At 37.6% G+C, this 17,455-nt stretch carries 13 protein-coding genes and 2 pseudogenes; 8 read left to right on the top strand and 7 right to left on the bottom strand.

Annotation, left to right across the window (positions count from 1 at the left end; genetic code table 11):
- Positions 1-175: 175 nt before the first annotated feature.
- The gene (locus tag C1642_RS14995) at positions 176-2,047 is read left to right on the top strand and encodes a phage capsid protein (RefSeq protein ID WP_213064284.1); all 1,872 of its coding nucleotides are present in this window, start codon (positions 176-178) and stop codon (positions 2,045-2,047) included.
- Positions 2,048-2,276: 229 nt separating this feature from the next.
- Entirely contained in the window at positions 2,277-3,386 is a 1,110-nt protein-coding gene (locus tag C1642_RS14990) for an S-(hydroxymethyl)glutathione dehydrogenase/class III alcohol dehydrogenase (RefSeq protein WP_103236523.1), read from the top strand.
- 54 nt (positions 3,387-3,440) lie between these two features.
- Here C1642_RS14990 and C1642_RS14985 read toward each other — a convergent pair.
- The 7 genes and pseudogenes from C1642_RS14985 to C1642_RS14955 all read right to left on the bottom strand — a co-directional run.
- Positions 3,441-3,557, bottom strand: a pseudogene (locus C1642_RS14985) (DUF4882 family protein); the annotation flags it as partial.
- Positions 3,558-3,571: 14 nt separating this feature from the next.
- Positions 3,572-3,709, bottom strand: a pseudogene (locus C1642_RS19665) (DUF4882 domain-containing protein); the annotation flags it as partial.
- 98 nt (positions 3,710-3,807) lie between these two features.
- Positions 3,808-4,824 (bottom strand): fimbrial protein, encoded by a 1,017-nt coding sequence (locus C1642_RS14975; RefSeq protein WP_000821740.1) that lies wholly within the window; start codon positions 4,822-4,824, stop codon positions 3,808-3,810.
- The gene (locus tag C1642_RS14970) at positions 4,821-7,379 is read right to left on the bottom strand and encodes a fimbria/pilus outer membrane usher protein (RefSeq protein WP_103236522.1); all 2,559 of its coding nucleotides are present in this window, start codon (positions 7,377-7,379) and stop codon (positions 4,821-4,823) included. Before C1642_RS14970 ends, C1642_RS14975 begins: the two co-directional genes overlap by 4 nt.
- Positions 7,380-7,436: 57 nt before the next feature.
- Entirely contained in the window at positions 7,437-8,171 is a 735-nt protein-coding gene (locus C1642_RS14965) for a molecular chaperone (RefSeq protein ID WP_000774088.1), read from the bottom strand.
- 88 nt (positions 8,172-8,259) lie between these two features.
- Positions 8,260-8,793 (bottom strand): fimbrial protein, encoded by a 534-nt coding sequence (locus C1642_RS14960; RefSeq protein ID WP_000731824.1) that lies wholly within the window; start codon positions 8,791-8,793, stop codon positions 8,260-8,262.
- Between the two features lie 477 nt (positions 8,794-9,270).
- Entirely contained in the window at positions 9,271-9,561 is a 291-nt protein-coding gene (locus C1642_RS14955) for a hypothetical protein (RefSeq protein WP_000794352.1), read from the bottom strand.
- 1,313 nt (positions 9,562-10,874) lie between these two features.
- Between C1642_RS14955 and C1642_RS14950 the strand changes: the two genes are divergently transcribed.
- The 6 genes from C1642_RS14950 to C1642_RS14925 form a co-directional block, all read left to right on the top strand.
- Positions 10,875-11,933 carry an ABC transporter substrate-binding protein gene (locus tag C1642_RS14950; RefSeq protein ID WP_000060709.1) on the top strand — a complete coding sequence of 353 codons (1,059 nt, stop codon included), beginning with the start codon at positions 10,875-10,877 and terminating at the stop codon, positions 11,931-11,933.
- Between the two features lie 13 nt (positions 11,934-11,946).
- On the top strand, positions 11,947-12,657 hold the full coding sequence (locus C1642_RS14945) for a class II aldolase/adducin family protein (protein ID WP_000209266.1): 711 nt from the start codon (positions 11,947-11,949) through the stop codon (positions 12,655-12,657).
- Positions 12,658-12,689: 32 nt separating this feature from the next.
- Positions 12,690-13,883 carry an LLM class flavin-dependent oxidoreductase gene (locus C1642_RS14940; RefSeq protein WP_103236521.1) on the top strand — a complete coding sequence of 398 codons (1,194 nt, stop codon included), beginning with the start codon at positions 12,690-12,692 and terminating at the stop codon, positions 13,881-13,883.
- A 10-nt stretch (positions 13,884-13,893) separates the two neighbouring features.
- Entirely contained in the window at positions 13,894-15,468 is a 1,575-nt protein-coding gene (locus tag C1642_RS14935) for an ABC transporter substrate-binding protein (RefSeq protein WP_103236520.1), read from the top strand.
- Between the two features lie 5 nt (positions 15,469-15,473).
- The gene (locus C1642_RS14930; RefSeq protein WP_103236519.1) at positions 15,474-16,625 is read left to right on the top strand and encodes an ABC transporter permease; all 1,152 of its coding nucleotides are present in this window, start codon (positions 15,474-15,476) and stop codon (positions 16,623-16,625) included.
- On the top strand, positions 16,622-17,455 hold an 834-nt coding region (locus C1642_RS14925), incomplete at its 3' end, for an ABC transporter permease (protein ID WP_103236518.1). The genes C1642_RS14930 and C1642_RS14925, both read left to right, overlap by 4 nt.

Raw genomic sequence — 17,455 nt, 5'->3', positions numbered from 1 at the left:
CTCCTCGGTAGAAAAAATATTTTAGAATAATATTAAGTTTTTTGTTTAAGTTTATTTTGAGCTTTTTAAAAATATTCACTGTAAATAATTTAAACGTCATTGTTACTTATCTGAACAGTAAAATAAGAATACTTATTTAATATAAAACTTCTTAATACATTAAGAGAATGACATCATGATAACTAATCGACAAAATGTGCAAAATAATACTAATACATCACCTCATCCAATTACCCAAAATACACTTATTGATCGGTTTAGTCCTATTTACTGGAGAATAGACGGCCCACAAACCATGTCTTTTGCCATTACAAATTATGGAAATGGATTTGAAGCATCTTTTAGATCACGTATGACAAATGACTTGGTAGGGATTAGCTGGGATTCTTATGATACGAAAGATCATAAACTTTTAGCATATGAAACCAAATATAGTTATGCAGGGGTAGTTTGGGATTTTGATATTGAATTATCGGCTTCTATGCCCGTACTTAATAATCCAAGTTTAACGCCAACTTTAACGGTGTACTATCATGACAATGGCGTAGATAAAATTGCATATATCGTCTTATTTAATTATGCAAATAATCCTTCGTCGCGAACGGCGCACATTCATATTAACTGGGATACAGTTAAAGCTGGTTTTTCTGCTACAGATAGCTTTCCGGTAACCAATATTCAACGTATCTCATTTTCAGGCTTTACTAGCCACTATAACGGCCAGTCAGCTACGCCGTTAAGCCAGCCGGAAGATGGTTATATTCGTATTACCAATTCAGTCGTGACTGGAACAAATGCAAAGTTAAATCTGAGTTGTGTTGTTGTACCCCAGCACAATTATGGGATCTGTACCAGCTATGATGACCATTATGACTTGAACCCGCAGCGCCTAGTCAACAATATGGTCGCTTTGGGATATCAGGGATTGGTAAACCACTATTGTGGAATGTCGCATTATCCTGAAATGACATGGAAAAGCGATATTAATAAATGGCAAATACCAGATACGTTAGTAACAGGTGAGGCAGTCGTCAACGCATGTACCCGAAAATGGCATGAGAAATATGCCCAAGCTCTACATAATGCAAACATGCAACCCATTTTTGGGGTAAGTTTTGAGATGTATTCACTTGGAGCAAATGAGTTTTGGGCACAGCGTGACTGGAATAGCAATTTAGGTAAAACAGGTTACCAACCACCGAGTTATTTTTTTAGCTTAAGTGATCAAAATGCTTTGGCTTATTTGCACAAAGTTTTTATTGAGTTCGCAGATACAATGGTTGCTGGCGGCTGTAATGTTAATATGCAAATTGGTGAACCTTGGTGGTGGTATAACACGGACACGAACCTACCTTGTGTGTATGACTATCCAACAAAATTAGCCTTTAATGCCGATACAGGACTATATGCGCCAGACCTAGGCACAATCTATGAGGCTATGAATAAAACAGGTACGCCGTATGATGAGTTTAAAACTTGGTTAAGAAATAAGTTAGGACAGACCTGTCAAAATATTCGAGCAGCCATTAAAGCTAAATATGCAAATGCTCAAGTGTGTCCTTTAATATTTTTCCCATCCATTCGTTCTCCAATACAAACCCTAGCAACCTATATCAACTATCCAAGCCAGCACTACTTCTATCCAAATTTTGATTACATCATGACTGAAGCCTATGACTGGCTTTTAGAAGCTAAATTAGATTTAGCTCATCAAGCTGTTTCTCAGATACCAACTCAAGATTTAGGTTATCCGGCAAATAAAGTTGCTTATTTATCTGGATTTGTACCAGATGCATCTATTGTTTATATCTATGGATTCGACAAAAACAAACCTTATCGGACTCCAATTTGGCAGAGGATTTTTGGCGATATGAAAAATAACGTATCTCTTGGCCTAATCAAGCAGTTTATCTGGGCCTATCCGCAAGTCATGTTTGATTCAATTACCATTGATACGACCCAAGCCCCAAATGGTTTCTTTGTTGAAAATACGCTTTACTCACCAATTAGTGATAACACACCGTATCCACCAGATATTTACCTCTAAGTAAACATAAGCTGTTTATAAGAGAAGTAATCTGATAGAAAACCTCTTCATCTAGGAGGTTTTCTTCTTTTTTTAGTACAGGCTTGCTTAGACGTTTCTGACTGGCTATGCTGTGATGGATTGTCATGAAAGCCAATTTTAATTTAAGCAAAATTAAGCTCTTGTATTACGGTTACATAATCTATTTTGCTCGACTATAAGTACCGAATGATATAAAGGAAACCCAAAGATGAAATCTCGTGCAGCTGTCGCCTTTGCCCCAGGAAAACCTTTAGAAATTGTTGAAGTTGATGTTGCACCACCCAAGGCTGGTGAGGTTTTAATAAAAATTACCCATACAGGGGTATGTCATACCGATGCTTTTACATTATCTGGTGATGACCCAGAAGGTGTTTTCCCATCGATTTTAGGTCATGAAGGTGCAGGTGTTGTAGTTGAAGTAGGCGAGGGCGTAACAAGTGTTCAACCTGGCGACCACGTGATTCCACTTTATACGGCTGAATGTAAAGAATGCTTATTCTGTAAATCCGGAAAAACTAACTTGTGTGTTGCGGTACGTGCGACGCAAGGTAAAGGTGTAATGCCGGATGGAACTACACGTTTTTCATATAACGGCGAACCGATTTACCATTACATGGGTTGTTCAACCTTTAGTGAATATACAGTAGTTGCGGAAGTCTCTTTAGCTAAAATCAATCCTGAAGCGAATCACGAACAAGTATGTTTACTTGGATGTGGTGTAACGACCGGTATTGGCGCCGTGCATAACACAGCAAAAGTACAAGAAGGTGATTCGGTTGCCGTATTTGGTTTAGGCGGTATTGGTTTAGCTGTTGTACAAGGTGCACGTCAAGCGAAAGCAGGACGCATTATTGTCGTAGATACAAACCCAGATAAATTTGAACTTGCTAAACAGTTTGGCGCTACAGATTTCTTAAATCCAAAAGATTATGACCAACCTATTCAGCAAGTGATTGTAGAAATGACAGGTTGGGGCGTAGATCATTCATTTGAATGTATTGGTAACGTCAATGTTATGCGCTCGGCTCTAGAGTGTGCACATCGTGGTTGGGGACAATCCGTTATTATTGGTGTTGCTGGTGCTGGTCAAGAAATTTCGACACGCCCATTCCAGCTAGTGACAGGCCGTAAATGGTTAGGCACTGCTTTTGGTGGAGTAAAAGGCCGTTCACAACTTCCTAAAATGGTCGAAGATGCCATGAAAGGTGATATTCAACTTGAGCCTTTTGTAACACATACCATGCCTCTACAAGATATTAATACCGCTTTTGATTTAATGCACGAAGGTAAATCAATTCGTACTGTCATTCATTTCTAAACGAAAGAAAAGGGCTGTGATTCAGCCCTTTTTTACACTTGATAGTTTTATATCTTAAATTGCATTACCACAGATATCAGTTGTACCCTGAGGGTAGTTAAACTGTAATGTATTACGGTCAGTAATCAGTTCGTTCGACAACTCTTGTCCAAATAATTGTTCGGCATCTATTGATATTGCACTTATGATGAAAAGTTTTTAGATGTGACTTTTTGGCTAGCCTCATTATGCGTTACTGTATTGGTATTATCAAAAGACATCTCATACATAGCCCAATATAATGTAATTGCACTAACAGCCACTATACCTATTTTTTCATAAATATTCCTATCGAGTTAAGTATGAAATTTTTAGAAAGTAAAAGTTATTATTAATATTTAATTATTTGAAAATTATTAATTTTATTAACTATTGAATATGATTAATCATATTCAATAGTTACAGTAGCCATTGCACGTACTTTACCCGCCGTCACATTTGCTGCTGTTTGATAGTAGCGGGCAGTCATTGGTACATTATATTGAAGTGTCTGGTTAGAAGACAAAGTACCTAAGGCTAATTTGTCACCTTTTTTGATAACCTGATTTTTATTTTGATAATTCCAGAGTAACTGTACACCTACACCATTTGCTTTTTCAGATGTCGGAGCAGTATTTGCTAGGACCTGATTATTTGTTCCGTCTTGGGTAAAGTCGTAAGTTAAGCTAATGAGGTTTTTCTCTTCATAACCTGTTGGGTTAATACCACCATTACATAGAATGTTCATATCAAAGGTTTGGTCGCCTTGAGTTGAGCCAACACCTTTAAAACCTGCCTTTGTAACTGTTGGCAGCTGTACAACTTTATTGATATTACCCTGAATTTCACATGAAGAAGAAGCAATGGTAATTGCATTACCATACACAGTACTTGTTAACCAAGGAACAGCTGAATAGCCAGAGGCATTATAAGTACTATAACGACCGGGTACTAAGGTACCTGAGCCAGTCTGTGTTTCAGTTTTAACAATCTCCACTACAAAATACCCTGTTGCTAGCGTATACCTTCTACTTCTTTGAGTGGCCGCTCTATAAGGATAATAACCAGAGAAATTTGTAGCATTTTCTGCTTCACGGTATAAACGAATACCAATCCCAGGAATATTTGTTGAATAGACATTATTTCCGATGGAGCTAATAGGATAATTTTGTGTAAGATTAGCTTCTAAATATCCTCCATATGAATCACACCAGTAAGTTGAGCCATTGGAAGAAATAGGGAAGGTAGCTTTCCTTAATACCTTTCCAACTTCATCAGTTGGGCGAACTACCACACGTCCAACTGCCATAGGAACGTCTAGAGTCTTAAATCCAGTTTCAGGAGTACAAGCAGCATTAGCTTCACCATATACACCAAGGCCTGCTGTAAATAAAAAACCCGTTAATAATATTCTTTTCATTTGCATACAGCCTCAGTCATAACTATGCTTTGTTGTTTATTTTGCAACTCATTACTGATGTTGTACTCAACCGAACAACGTTCATTACTTTCATCGCCCCATTTAACATAGAGACGATCTTGAGCGAGGGGTGTACGTAAGTAAATCATACTCCCTTGTGCAACAATACCTACAGCTTCATCTTTCTGGTTAAAAACTTGCGCTGCAAACGGTAAACTGTTGCCATCTGCAGTTTTACTATTAATATAAACTGCATAGCCTGTTTTAGTTGCAAAATCTACTTTAGCAATTGCACCAGCAAATGGGGCAATACGTTGACTTGTTTCTTCAAGTTCAACTTCGCTCGACATTTCTTGTGGGTCAAGAGTAATGTCATTAAGGCGGTATGGCGTAACGTAAGGAACTACTGCATAACCCGCTTTATTTACACTTAGACCAACCGTGTTATTCACTTTTGCCCCAGCGGCATCAGGCGCATGTACAAGTACCATGGTTTGGCCTTGTTCAGGTCCAAATAAGATACCTTGTGAGTGAGCAACAACACTACCGCTTAAACTTACCATTGCTTGTTGGTAAGAATCAGCAATACTATAAGAGCCGCCAACAGTTGCATAATTAGTACGATAACGACCATTAGCATTAAACGTTGGGTTTGCATAGTCTTGATGCGAAACAGAGGCACCATAACTAAAGCGATCGCCAACCATCCCACTTGCACCAACAGTACGGCTGTCTTCAGAAGCAGTAACGTTGACGTTGACTGAATTCTTCTTAAAGTTAATTGGGAATGAAAGCGTCATTAAATATTCAGTATCATGCGTCGCATTATTTGAACCGTACTCAACCTTACGGTTAATTGCAGATAAACCATAAGTTAAACCATGGTAGTTATTACTATAACCAATCTGATACTGTTTAGTACTCTCGCTACGATTCCAGTAATCTACCCACGAACCTACCACATAGAAGTTACCCCAACCCTCAGGTAGCCCTTGGTTTAAAGTAATCTGGAACTCACTACGTTGACCACCAGCAGCATAAGTGTTTACACCTTTTTCTTCCAAGTCACGTATAAGTAGGGCATCGCGCAATTTATAGAAGTTTTCGGTTGAATAACGGTAAGCTGCAAGTGTTAAGTTTGTGTTGGTCGGGGTAATTAACTTACTATAACTTAAACGGAAACTTTGACCTGATTGTGAAGCCTGTTTTTCAAACTCAGCTTCAGAGTGGGTCACGTCGAATGCAATTGCTCCAATTGGTGTAGCAACGGCTGCACCAAGCAATATTGCAGCGTAATTCTCAGATGCTTGAATTCCGGTATAGCCAGTTAAATAGTTATTAATACCTTGTTGGTATTTACCCTGAATAATCCAAGGGTCCAGATCAATGTCTTGATCACGGAACTGACCTACAGTTAATGAGTAACGGTTCATGCCTGGACGTAACATCTGTACAACAGAGGCATAAGGCACAGAAAATTTCTGTATTTCACCATTCGCTTCGATAACAGAAACTTCAATTTCACCACCAAAGCCGGTAGGGTAAAGGTCATTAATTTCGAAATTACCTGGTGCAACCGTTGTTTGGTAAATCAATTGACCCTGTTGACGTACTTCAACTTTTGCATTGGTTTTTGCATTACCACGGATACGTGGAGCATAACCAAGCATACTATTCGGTAGCATTCGATCATCACTTGAAAAATCGATACCACGATAACCATATGAGTCAAATACTTCACCGTTGGTAAAACTATCCCCGAGTGTTAAAACACCACGATATTTAGGGAAGGCTCTTTGTAAGTATGTACTTGTTTCTTGATAGTCTGATTTAGATTGATTTTCCGCAGGCGTATCTTGCCATTGCCACTGACCATTATGACGTAATTGCCAACCTGCTAAATTTAGTCCAGCCGTAACCCCCATAAAAGCATTGGTCGTTTCGCTTCGGTTACCAGACTGATTAAAAGTTTTATACGCACTACCACTATAAGACAAAAAGCTAGCATTAATCCCGCGATCCCATACGCTTGGGTCGACATAGCCTTGAGCATTTTTTTGTAATGCGACTTGAGGAATTGAAATATCTACACGTAAACGAGACGTATCGAATTCATAAAATGCGTTTTCTACCCATTCTTCAATTTTATAACAACTATTATTTTCTTTTTGAAGGGGAGCATGCTTGGTTAAAATTTCTTGTTTTACGCCGTATTCAAGAAGGTTCATTCCAGTAAAACAAGTTACGGCATTTTGATTTGGATCTAATGCCTTGAAAATCATGCGGCGTTTACCAAACCATTGACCATTTACATAAACGTCAACGTTATATTCACCTGGTAAAACAGGGTTGCCGTACTTAAATCGAGAAATATCGACTTTCTGAGCGTCACCAATTAAAAAAGCAGAATCAAATTCAGCTTCTACAGGCGCACTCGCAGCTGCTTCTTCAGCATGCACGAACACAGGCATTGTCATTGTAACAACGCCAGAAGCCAAGTAATAACAAATATGGCGTTTTAATAATTTATAAGATTCTTGCCTTTTTTTTGGCATAGCTAAGTCCGCCTACTCACATAATAGGTGCTTAAATTTATTAAAAAGATAATCTGATTACTGAAGTTTTATTTGGTGTTCGACTCGACCACCATAGTCGTTGACATTAATAAAACTCATATCCTGAAGGTTGCTATTCTTAAGCTGAACAGGCTCTTCAGAAAAAGGCTTAACCATTAGCCCTTGAGGCAATAAATCAACTTTTTTATCTCCAACCTTTTGATAAACAGAAGTCATCGTAATGTGGAAAGGAGTTGGATTTTTTACCGTTAAATTCTGACCAGATTTAACCCATTGAAGCTTATCTGCTGCTAAATTCGCATCTTCTTTAATTGAAGCCGGACGATAGAAGAATTTGATCCGGGAACGAATTGCAAGTTGTAAGAAGTTATCAGGTGTCGTATCTGCATTTTTTGAGGTAGGTCTTGGTGGAATATCCAAAACGTTTAACCACAAAACAGTTTCTTGCTTCTGGTTAAATTGAGAAGCATTTGGAAGGGCAGTAATACGAAGCGTCTGACTTTTTGTCGCTTCAACACGAGAAATTGGAGGAGCAATCATAAAAGGAACTTTTGATTGATCCGGAGTACTTTTTGGATCACCTTCATCAATCCAAGCTTGGACAAGTGCTGGCTTTGAACCGTTATTGCTAACTTGTAGCGTAACTTCTCTAGCATCCGACGGATAAATTACACGGGTACCATGAATTACAATTTCTGCTTGAGCGGCAGGAGCAGCAACAGATGAAGCAAATGCCAAACCTAACAAAAAATTATAACTGTTCAATTTCATTTTTCGAGTTCTCAACCAAGAAAGATTCAGGAAAGTGCTACACAAAACAGGGTTTCCATGCAGACACAGAAACCCCGCTATCAATTAATTATTGATAGATAATTGTGTATTGAACAGAAGTAGTTACTTTACCAGCAGTAGAAGCGCCAGTTGCATAGTATTCAGCATAGTAGTTAAGGTCAGCAGTACCAGTTGCACTTACATCAACCCATTGAGAATTAGCTTGAGCACCATTTGTACCCGCAGCAAGTACAGGGATGAAATTATTGTTACTACCTAAAAGTTGAACATTAACGTTTTTAGCACCAGTAGCATCTGTGTTAATTAAACGACCAGTATTGAAGTCAACAGTTGCACCTGGCTCAAAGTAAGTAGCTACTTTACCTTCAGAACATTTATCTAATTTAATTTGGAAAGGAGTACGACCAGCAACATTCCCAGCAGCAGCTAAAGTTTGTTTAGAAACAGTTGGAAGAGTCACTGTGAAATCTTTACCAGCTGGAGTAGCGATGTTACAGGTTTTGTCTGTAACTAAACCATTAATTGTAATTGTACCATCAGCAGCTTGAGCATTCGCAATCCCTACAACCGAAAGAGCAGCGATCAAAGCAAGTTTTTTCATAGTGTTTTCTCAAAAGTCTGGATAAAAGTTTAATTCCTTACTTTTCCAGTGTTTGACATCTTGAAAAGTAATGTAACAATGCTAACACTTTTTAAACAAAATGCAAACTATGTCACATTATTTTTTATAGTTTTAATTGTGTCGCACTTTTAGGATGGAGTTACAGCTAGTTAACACAGCTTATATAACTGTTTTATAGATAGTTTTTATTGTTTAGAAGAAAGGAATCATAGAGATAAGAAAATTACATAAGGCTACTATGTAATTAGAAAAGAATTAAACAATTTACGTGAAGAATAAGCTTAAATTCTTACAATACAATTATATAGAATAAATTATGCAGATGTATATAGAAAAAACATACAAATAGACATTTTTGCAGAAAAAGAGTGACTCAATACCCAATTCATAAAAAATTATGTTGAATTGTATGAAACACTCTTTTGCCAGCTTCTATAGTAATATGATGAAATGAGCTTAATGATAATTGATAAGTATAATCTTTCGATTAGAACCTAGACTTTCAATGCTAGTGTCCATCTTCTCTGTATGTTGAGTTAATTTATAGAGACTATCTTTATTTAAATATTCACTATCAAGTTTAATATTCAAATTGTTGACTTCGTTACATTCTATCTCATTACTTTTTGTTGAGCATGTGTCTTCAACAATATTTCCTTTAATCATTATTGTGTTATTTGCATAACAAAATAGTGGGGAAGTAGAAAATACCGCCAAAACCAAAATTTTAAATATATTATTTTTCATTTTATAAGTACCTATTTATTAAATAGTTAATATAAGTGATACAATATTTTTTATTTAAAAACAATATATAAATCAATTTCAATTAAAAAACATAAAATAATATGTGACCCGTATCTCACTAATTATTTAATTTGTATAAATAGGTTTTATTTCTACATCTATTTTATTAAAACGATAATTAAATCACACTTTACAAATATTAATGTATCTTAGTTATTGTAAAATTAAATTATTGATAATAAATGCTTTAATTAAAATTATAAAAATTTAAACTAAAATACCAAGCTAAAAACAATTTAATTAATTATAATATTTATTGAAATAATATATATTCACAAGTATTAAACGTGATGGTTTAGCTCAGATTTTTTATTTATACGAATTAAAATATGAAAAACAAAATCACTTTTGAATAGGTTGTAAATAATTCTCGTATTTATTTAATTTTACTTAAAAACTTAAGGTAATAATAAGGCGAACTAAATTAGAAGATTTAATCTTTAAAGTATTTAAAAGGAATACAGAAAGTTGAGTATCAGAATGATTATTTTAAAATTTCTGTAATGATAAAGTTGTTTGAATTTAATTGAGTAGTAAGGAGCATGGTTCATCTGAAATTTAATTTAAATTTTAATTCTTTAGCCAAAGACGATCATCTAAATTTAAGTGCAGCAAAGATTCTAAGAAAAGCTATACAGTGATCAATAAAATTACGTTAGCTATGTAAAGCTAAATAGAAAAGATGAATGTCATATTTATGCTCAGATAGTGATGTTTAGCCAAATAACTTTAAAGCTACGTAAAGAGAGCTTTAGATCTGAAACGTATGTTTAACTCAACTTGTTCCTTTTTGGTCTTATAAAATTCAATAACTTAAGTAATAAGGTAACAAGTTGAGTTAATTTTTTTTTAACTGAACTTGTTACCTTAATGAGCAGTAATATAAGGATATTTTTTAATGAAGCCTATGTAGAATTGATTTCAGTCCATAGTATTAGTGAGATGAGATAACTGATGTTTTTTTATATATAAACATTGAATCCTTAGCTTTCTGATACTTATATCTAGAAGATAGTGTTCTGGCATCCTAAAAAAATCATTGAATTAAAAAGTGGTCATAACAAATATATAGAAAGTTATATTTGTCTAAAATAATTGTTGATAAAACAACACTAGCCTTGAAAAATGATGAAATATAAACATTTCCAATCCTACTATATTTGCATAAACATTTGAAAATAAATAATAAATTAAATTGGCATAAAAGCTGCTCAATGTAAGTGATGAAAGTGGAATTATCCTAAGGAATCCGTATGTCACTTGTAGTAGATAAAAAAGAAAATTCTAAAGAATTTGTAAAAAACATCCTGTCTGAAATTTGGGTCACTCGATGTCCAGTACCCACAGCAACAGGTATTTCATTAAAACGCGGTACTTTAGTTAAAAAGTTTGAAAAACACGGCATTGATGTTGCTGTCTTGCAAGATGCGCGTAAAGGTTTATCGGTCCATCATTTTGATCATCAATTGCCAGCTCTGTTCCGAGAGGGTGGAAATGTACCTGCGTTAGCCGCACGCTCTGAAGGCGCGCCAAGCCGACTCATTGGATTGACTTGGATTGATGAGTGGCAAGTCATTATTGTGCGACCTGATTCAGATATTAGCCAGCCAGAGCATTTAAAAAATGCGAAAGTAGCTTTACCAGAATATGCTGACAAACGTGCTGGCAGTATTTTTAGAGCCATGTCATTGCAAGGTATTCGTGGTGCTTTACAACTTGCCAATCTCACTTTTCGTGATGTGAATTTTATTGAAGTACCTGAACGTGCTGGATCTAAAGAGAATCGTGATGCGAGTACGTATTGGTCAGGTCTTGATGCATTAATTACAGGTGAAGTTGATGCCGTGTATGTAAAAGGAGCTTCTGCTGTTGAAGCTGCAACTAAACGTGGCCTAAAAGTTGGGATTGATTTAGATAAATTTGAAGATGTGACTTCTCGTGTTAATAACGGTACACCTCGTCCCATTACGGTCCATGAAGACCTATTAGAAGATCATTTTGATGTGGTCGTCGATTTTCTTGAAGAGTTGTTTGATACCGCAGATTGGGCACAAGATCATTTAGATGAGGTCTTGGTCATTTTAGAAGATGAAACGATTGCAGGAGCAGAAAGTGTTGCAACAGCCTATCGAAATAATTTTCATAAGTCTTTACATCCGTCATTAAGTGAAGACCGTTTAGAGCTATTAAAACAACAAAAAGATTTTCTTTGGTTGCATGGCTTCTTAGAGCGCGATGTCGATATTGAAACATGGGTTGATCATCGTCCTTTACTCGAAGTTTTAAAACGCCGTCAAAATAAAAATTTTTAAAGAGGATTTGACCATGACAACACTTATTCAAACGCCATTATCTCGTGAACTCAATGACTTTATCGAATTGAACCGTGAAAAAGCTGAATTTGCTTTTGAAGTATTCCGTGAAACAAGAACAATTACTGCAAATGGAACAGTTAATTTTGTTGAACGTGGACCTGAAAATACCTTAGTCACTTTTAACTATGCAGGACCGTGGTCTAAAGATAAAAAAAGCAAAGTATTGGTGGAGACAATTGATGGTGAAGTTTTATTGGGAAGAAAAAGTGCAGGTGGGCGCTATAACAAGCTTTTTAAAGAGCATGCAGATGTCACCACAATATCTCATGTACACGCGCCGAATTTAGGCGCATGGGCTCAAACCCATCGTACTTTACCGATCCGCTATGTGCCTGTTCAGCGCTTCCATTTATTTAAAGAGTTGCCGATTTACATTGATCGCCGTCAAGCTGAAGTGGATTTTATTTTAGATCAACTCAAAGTTGATATTGAACATCGGGCCATTTTGGAAGCCAATGGTGGAGCAACTGTATGGGGACGCCAAGGACTACAGGAAACTGCTGAATTTATTTTATTGCTTGAAGAAGGTGCTCAAATTCAGCTGCTGGCTGAATTAGTCGGTGGCAGCCGAGAATACGGGCAAGGGGTTTTACATCAGCAATGGAAAATGAGCGGATTGACTGAAAAAGCAAAATCGCTGGGTTTACTTCCCCTGAATTAGATAAAGATTAAAAAATAAAGATCGAGAATACTATGGCTGTAAAACTTTTATGGTATCTCACTTCTCCAGATGGACCATATCCTTGGTTGGAATCTGGGCGGTGGGATACCGATTATGAACACTTGCAACAGATTGCGATTACCGCAGATCGACTTGGTTTTTACGGTTCACTCATGGGTACAAGTGAGTATGAAACACTTGCTGTTGCTGCAAGTTTAATTCCATTTACTGAACGTTTAAAGTTTCTGATTGCCCAACATCCTGGAGAAGTCCAACCAGCAGTTTTGGCAAAATATGCGCAAACTTTTGATGCATTTTCTAAAGGGCGTTTGTTATTTAATGTCGTCAATGGAAATGATAAGGGTTTGGCAGCTTTAGGCATTCACTATACTCATGATGAGCGTTATGACTTTAGTAAAGAATACTGGAATGCATTTCAACAAAACTACTTAGGTGATACCTCGGGATTTGAGGGCGAGTTTATTCAAATTGCTCCACGCTTAGAGGGTGGATCTCCAATGTCCAAATGGCGTGGTCCAACTCAAAAGCAGGGTGTTCCTTTGTGGGGAGCAGGAACTTCTGCCAAAGGCGTTCAGCATTCTGTTGAATTATTAGATGTGTATTTAAGTTTTGCGAATACACCACCATTACTTGGAAAAAAGTTTAGCAAGGTTGCGGCTGAGGCAGCAAAAATTGGCCGAACTTTAGAATTTGGGACTCGATTACAAATTATTGTTCGGGAAACAGAAGAAGAGGCTTGGCAATATGCTCAGTCGTTACTTGACAAGATTGATGTAAATTATGCAATCGAAGCTGTTAAACGACAGCTTCCTCCAAATGAAAGTTTTGAGAGTTATCAAAGCAACAACCCATCTATTCAAAAGAACTTAGAACAATTACGTCGAGGTGATTTGCCTCAAGCTAAAGATTTTGAAATTTATCCTAATGTTTGGACTGGCCCATCTTTATTTGGTTTCGATATTTTAAACCCAGCCGCAGGAACTGCCTTAGTTGGTAGTGCTGAAAATATTGCCAAACGGATTAAAGAATACGAAAGCTATGGTGTATCAACCTTTATCTTGTCTGGTTTCCCTTTAATTGGAGAAGCCTATCGGGTAGCAGATTTATTGTTTCCATTATTAGAGCTAGATCATGGTTTTGAGTTACCTAAGCTAAATAAAAATTCATCCATTGATTCCCTCTTGAATCAAGAAGTCGTGGTTTAAGGGAGAAGGCATGAATAAAATTACACGTAGAGAACTCATTAAACAGACGGGATTAGGTGTTGGCGCTTTTGCTGCAATTAGCCTTATAGGATGTTCAAAACCCGACTCTTCATCGTCTGAAAGCGCTACTGCCGCTACCTCCCAAAATGATACGCCGAAAAAAGGTGGTGTTATCAAAATTGGAGTGATTAATGGTAACCAAGCAGGCAATTTAGATGCACATAAACCTATTGGTATGTCCAGTGCGTTTAGAGGCTGGCCTTTATATGCAAAGTTATGGGAATGGGGCAGAGATATTCAGCCAAAACTTGCCCTTGCTGAATTTGCTGAGCCCAATAATGACGGAACCAAATGGACTATTCGCTTAAAAAAAGGACTCGAATTTCACCACGGTAAAACCATTACAGCCGATGATGTTATTTTCTCTTTACGGCGCTTAACTGACCCCAAACTTGCCTCACCATTTGCAGCTTATCTTTATTCTTTGCAAAGAGATGCAATTAAAAAGCGCGATGAATACACCGTTGAAATTCCTTTTTCTCAAGGAAAGGGATTGGTTGCTTTACCAGAAGCATGGATGAGCTGGGGTGGTATTGTTCCTACAGATTACGACCCAGTTAAAAATGTAGTCGGGGCTGGCCCCTTTAAGCTTGAAAGTTTTACACCCGGCCAGCGTTCACGTTTTGTACGTTTTGAAAATTACTGGAAAGAAAATCAACCTTATGCCGATGCAATAGAAATTATTGATTTTAAGGATCAAACAGGGCGTCTTGCTGCTTTGCAATCAGGCCAAATTGATATTGCATCTGGAGTAAGTGCTGAGCATATTGCTTTAATTCAATCTAATAAACGGCTAAATCTAGTTTCATCGGAAACCGATGCTTGGCAATCATTTGATATGAATACGTCTAAAGCGCCGTTCAATGATCCTCGGGTACGACAAGCTTTTAGATTGATTGCCAATAGAGACGATTTGGTCAAACGTGCTTTAGCGGGGCAAGGACGAGTTGCAAATGACCTTTATTCGTTTAGTGATCCTGTATATGACCACAGTATTGCGCAGCGCAAGCAAGATTTAAATAAAGCAAAAGCGCTACTCAAAGAAGCTGGTTTTAATAACAGTCTAACGGTCGATTTATATACAGGCCCAGATAGCAATGCTGCATTAGTTTTTGCTCAACATGCTGCTCAAGCAGGTGTCATTGTTAATGTTAAACAGGTTGAAGCTGCTACTTTTGCGGATGCAGTAAAACAAGATTGGGCATTTAGCACAGGCTCGAACGTTTCACGTCCTTTCTTATTAACAGTTTTGCAAATTGATGGGCCGGGTGCGGCAAATAATAAAACTCGTTTTAAGAATGAGCGCTTTACGGAACTAGTACATGCAGCATTGCAACAACCCGATTTGGAAAAAAGAAAAGTTCTTGTTCATGAGGCACAGCATATTCAGCATGAGCAAGGTGGTTTACTCATTTGGGGCTTTAATAATGTCCTTGATGCACATTCGAACCAAATTGGTGGTGTAACGCCTGATCGCACAGGCTTTGCTGCGTGGCGTACAGATGAATTCTGGCGTAGAGGGTAACCGATATGACAATTCAATCCAGCAAAATAGAAGCATCTATTCAACAACCAACAATTGCCAAGTCATTTGAATTTCCTGCATGGTTACCTTGGTTTTTGACACGTTTGGTGTCAGGGGTATTGGTTGTATTTGTTATTAGTCTCATTGTTTTTATTGCGACACAAGCACTTCCATCTGACCCAGCTCGTGTCATTTTAGGACCAGAAGCACCTGAAGCAACGGTACAAATACTTCGTGAACAATTGGGATTAAATGATCCGATATTGCTTCAATACTGGCATTGGTTGAGTCAATTGTTACAAGGTAATTTTGGACGCTCGATTGATTCCAATGTGCCTGTTTTAGAAATTATTCAGAATTATTTTGGTAATACAGTTGCACTCACGAGCCTCGTGATTGTCGTTACTGTACCGATTTCAGTCGTGTTAGGTGTGTGGCTCTCGCTTCATCGCGATAGCAAACTCGATCGTATTATTGTCTCTAGCTCTATTGTGTTTAAAGCGGTGCCGGGGTTTGTTATTGCGATTTGGTTAATGATGTTTTTTTCAACATCGGTTTTACATATATTACCAGCGGCCTCGTTACTGATTCCTAATGAGTCTCCTTATAGCCAACTAGAGTTTTTAATTTTACCAATTTTAACTTTAGCTTTATCACTCATTCCATATCTGATGCGTTTAGTACGTGGTTCAATGATTGATGCGCTAGAGTCGGAATATGTGACCTCTGCACGACTGCGTGGTATTCCTGAGCGCCGGATTATTTGGAAACATGTTTTACCAAATGCATTGGTTCCTGTGGTGCAGGGTACAGCATTGACCATACGAGTTTTGCTAAGTGGTGCTCTCATTATTGAGGTGGTTTTCAGTTACCCCGGTATTGGTAATGCACTTAATGCAGCAATCGAAATGAGGGATATCCCGACCATTCAAGCAATCGTTTTATTGCTCACCATTTGTGTGGTCGTTGTTAATTTAATTGCAGATTTAATCACGACTTTACTCACACCAAAAATACGAACTGCAAAAAGACATAAAGCACGTTCACCAGGGCGACGTCAGGCATTACGTTTATGGAAGTCTGGCCGACCAATTACGGTAAAACCTGTCGATCGTCGCAATGCGTTAAAGAATATTCAGCAAGGAGGTGGGAAATGAGCTCACTTCATTGGTACCAAAGAAACTTTTTTCAAACATTAATCCGTGAAAGACAAGTACGTTTTGGATTTGTAGTCACAGCCCTAGTTTTGATTTTCGCATTGGTTGGGCCGTTATTTGTTGCATTTGAACCTACGGCATTGGTCGGCATGACTTATGGACCACCCGAAGGAAAATCATTTTTAGGTTATGACTATATTGGTCATGATGTTTGGTCACGTGTTCTTGCTGGCGGTGCTTCAATTATCTGGATGACGCTAGCTGCCAGTTTGGTCGCATTAGTTATTGGTTCTAGTTTAGGCATATTAGCTGCTTTTGCCCGAAATAAGATTGATCAGTTCGTAACTTGGCTGACTGATGTTTTTATGGCCTTTCCTGATCTTATTTTGGTCTTACTTATCGTTTCGATGTTAGGTCGACAGCCTTGGCTCATCGTTTTAACGGTTTCAATTGCTTTTATTCCAGGAGTCGTGCGTCTTGCACGAAGCGTTGCACTTAATTTAGTGGAACAGGAATATATCGAAGCTGCCCGAATTCTTGGTTATTCAAAAACTTATATTTTATTCCGTGAAATTTTACCCAATATGTTGACGCCATTACTCATTCATCTTGGTGTGATGCTGACATGGGCAGTGGGTATGTTATCTGGTTTGGCTTTTCTAGGTTATGGCGTGGCACCTCCAGCAGCAGATTGGGGGCTCATGATTAATGAAAATCGCGCTGGTTTATTAGTTCAACCATGGGCCGTGTTTGCTCCTGTCATCTTAATTGCCTTGTTTGCGCTCGGAACGAATGTATTGGCTGAGGGCGTTGGACGTGCAGCAGCTCGG

It is taken from the genome of Acinetobacter sp. AKBS16, assembly GCF_002899995.1.
GTDB lineage: Bacteria > Pseudomonadota > Gammaproteobacteria > Pseudomonadales > Moraxellaceae > Acinetobacter > Acinetobacter baumannii.
This window is presented reverse-complemented; position numbering and strand designations above follow the sequence as displayed.

Excerpts from the sequence above, each read along its gene's own strand:
- C1642_RS14940 (WP_103236521.1), top strand. The coding sequence starts at position 12,690 with ATGGCTGTAAAACTTTTATGGTATCTCACTTCTCCAGATGGACCATAT.
- C1642_RS14990 (WP_103236523.1), top strand. The coding sequence starts at position 2,277 with ATGAAATCTCGTGCAGCTGTCGCCTTTGCCCCAGGAAAACCTTTAGAA.
- C1642_RS14970 (WP_103236522.1), bottom strand. The coding sequence starts at position 7,379 with ATGCCAAAAAAAAGGCAAGAATCTTATAAATTATTAAAACGCCATATT.
- C1642_RS14965 (WP_000774088.1), bottom strand. The coding sequence starts at position 8,171 with ATGAAATTGAACAGTTATAATTTTTTGTTAGGTTTGGCATTTGCTTCA.
- C1642_RS14945 (WP_000209266.1), top strand. The coding sequence starts at position 11,947 with ATGACAACACTTATTCAAACGCCATTATCTCGTGAACTCAATGACTTT.
- C1642_RS14930 (WP_103236519.1), top strand. The coding sequence starts at position 15,474 with ATGACAATTCAATCCAGCAAAATAGAAGCATCTATTCAACAACCAACA.
- C1642_RS14960 (WP_000731824.1), bottom strand. The coding sequence starts at position 8,793 with ATGAAAAAACTTGCTTTGATCGCTGCTCTTTCGGTTGTAGGGATTGCG.
- C1642_RS14995 (WP_213064284.1), top strand. The coding sequence starts at position 176 with ATGATAACTAATCGACAAAATGTGCAAAATAATACTAATACATCACCT.
- C1642_RS14950 (WP_000060709.1), top strand. The coding sequence starts at position 10,875 with ATGTCACTTGTAGTAGATAAAAAAGAAAATTCTAAAGAATTTGTAAAA.
- C1642_RS14935 (WP_103236520.1), top strand. The coding sequence starts at position 13,894 with ATGAATAAAATTACACGTAGAGAACTCATTAAACAGACGGGATTAGGT.
- C1642_RS14955 (WP_000794352.1), bottom strand. The coding sequence starts at position 9,561 with ATGAAAAATAATATATTTAAAATTTTGGTTTTGGCGGTATTTTCTACT.
- C1642_RS14975 (WP_000821740.1), bottom strand. The coding sequence starts at position 4,824 with ATGAAAAGAATATTATTAACGGGTTTTTTATTTACAGCAGGCCTTGGT.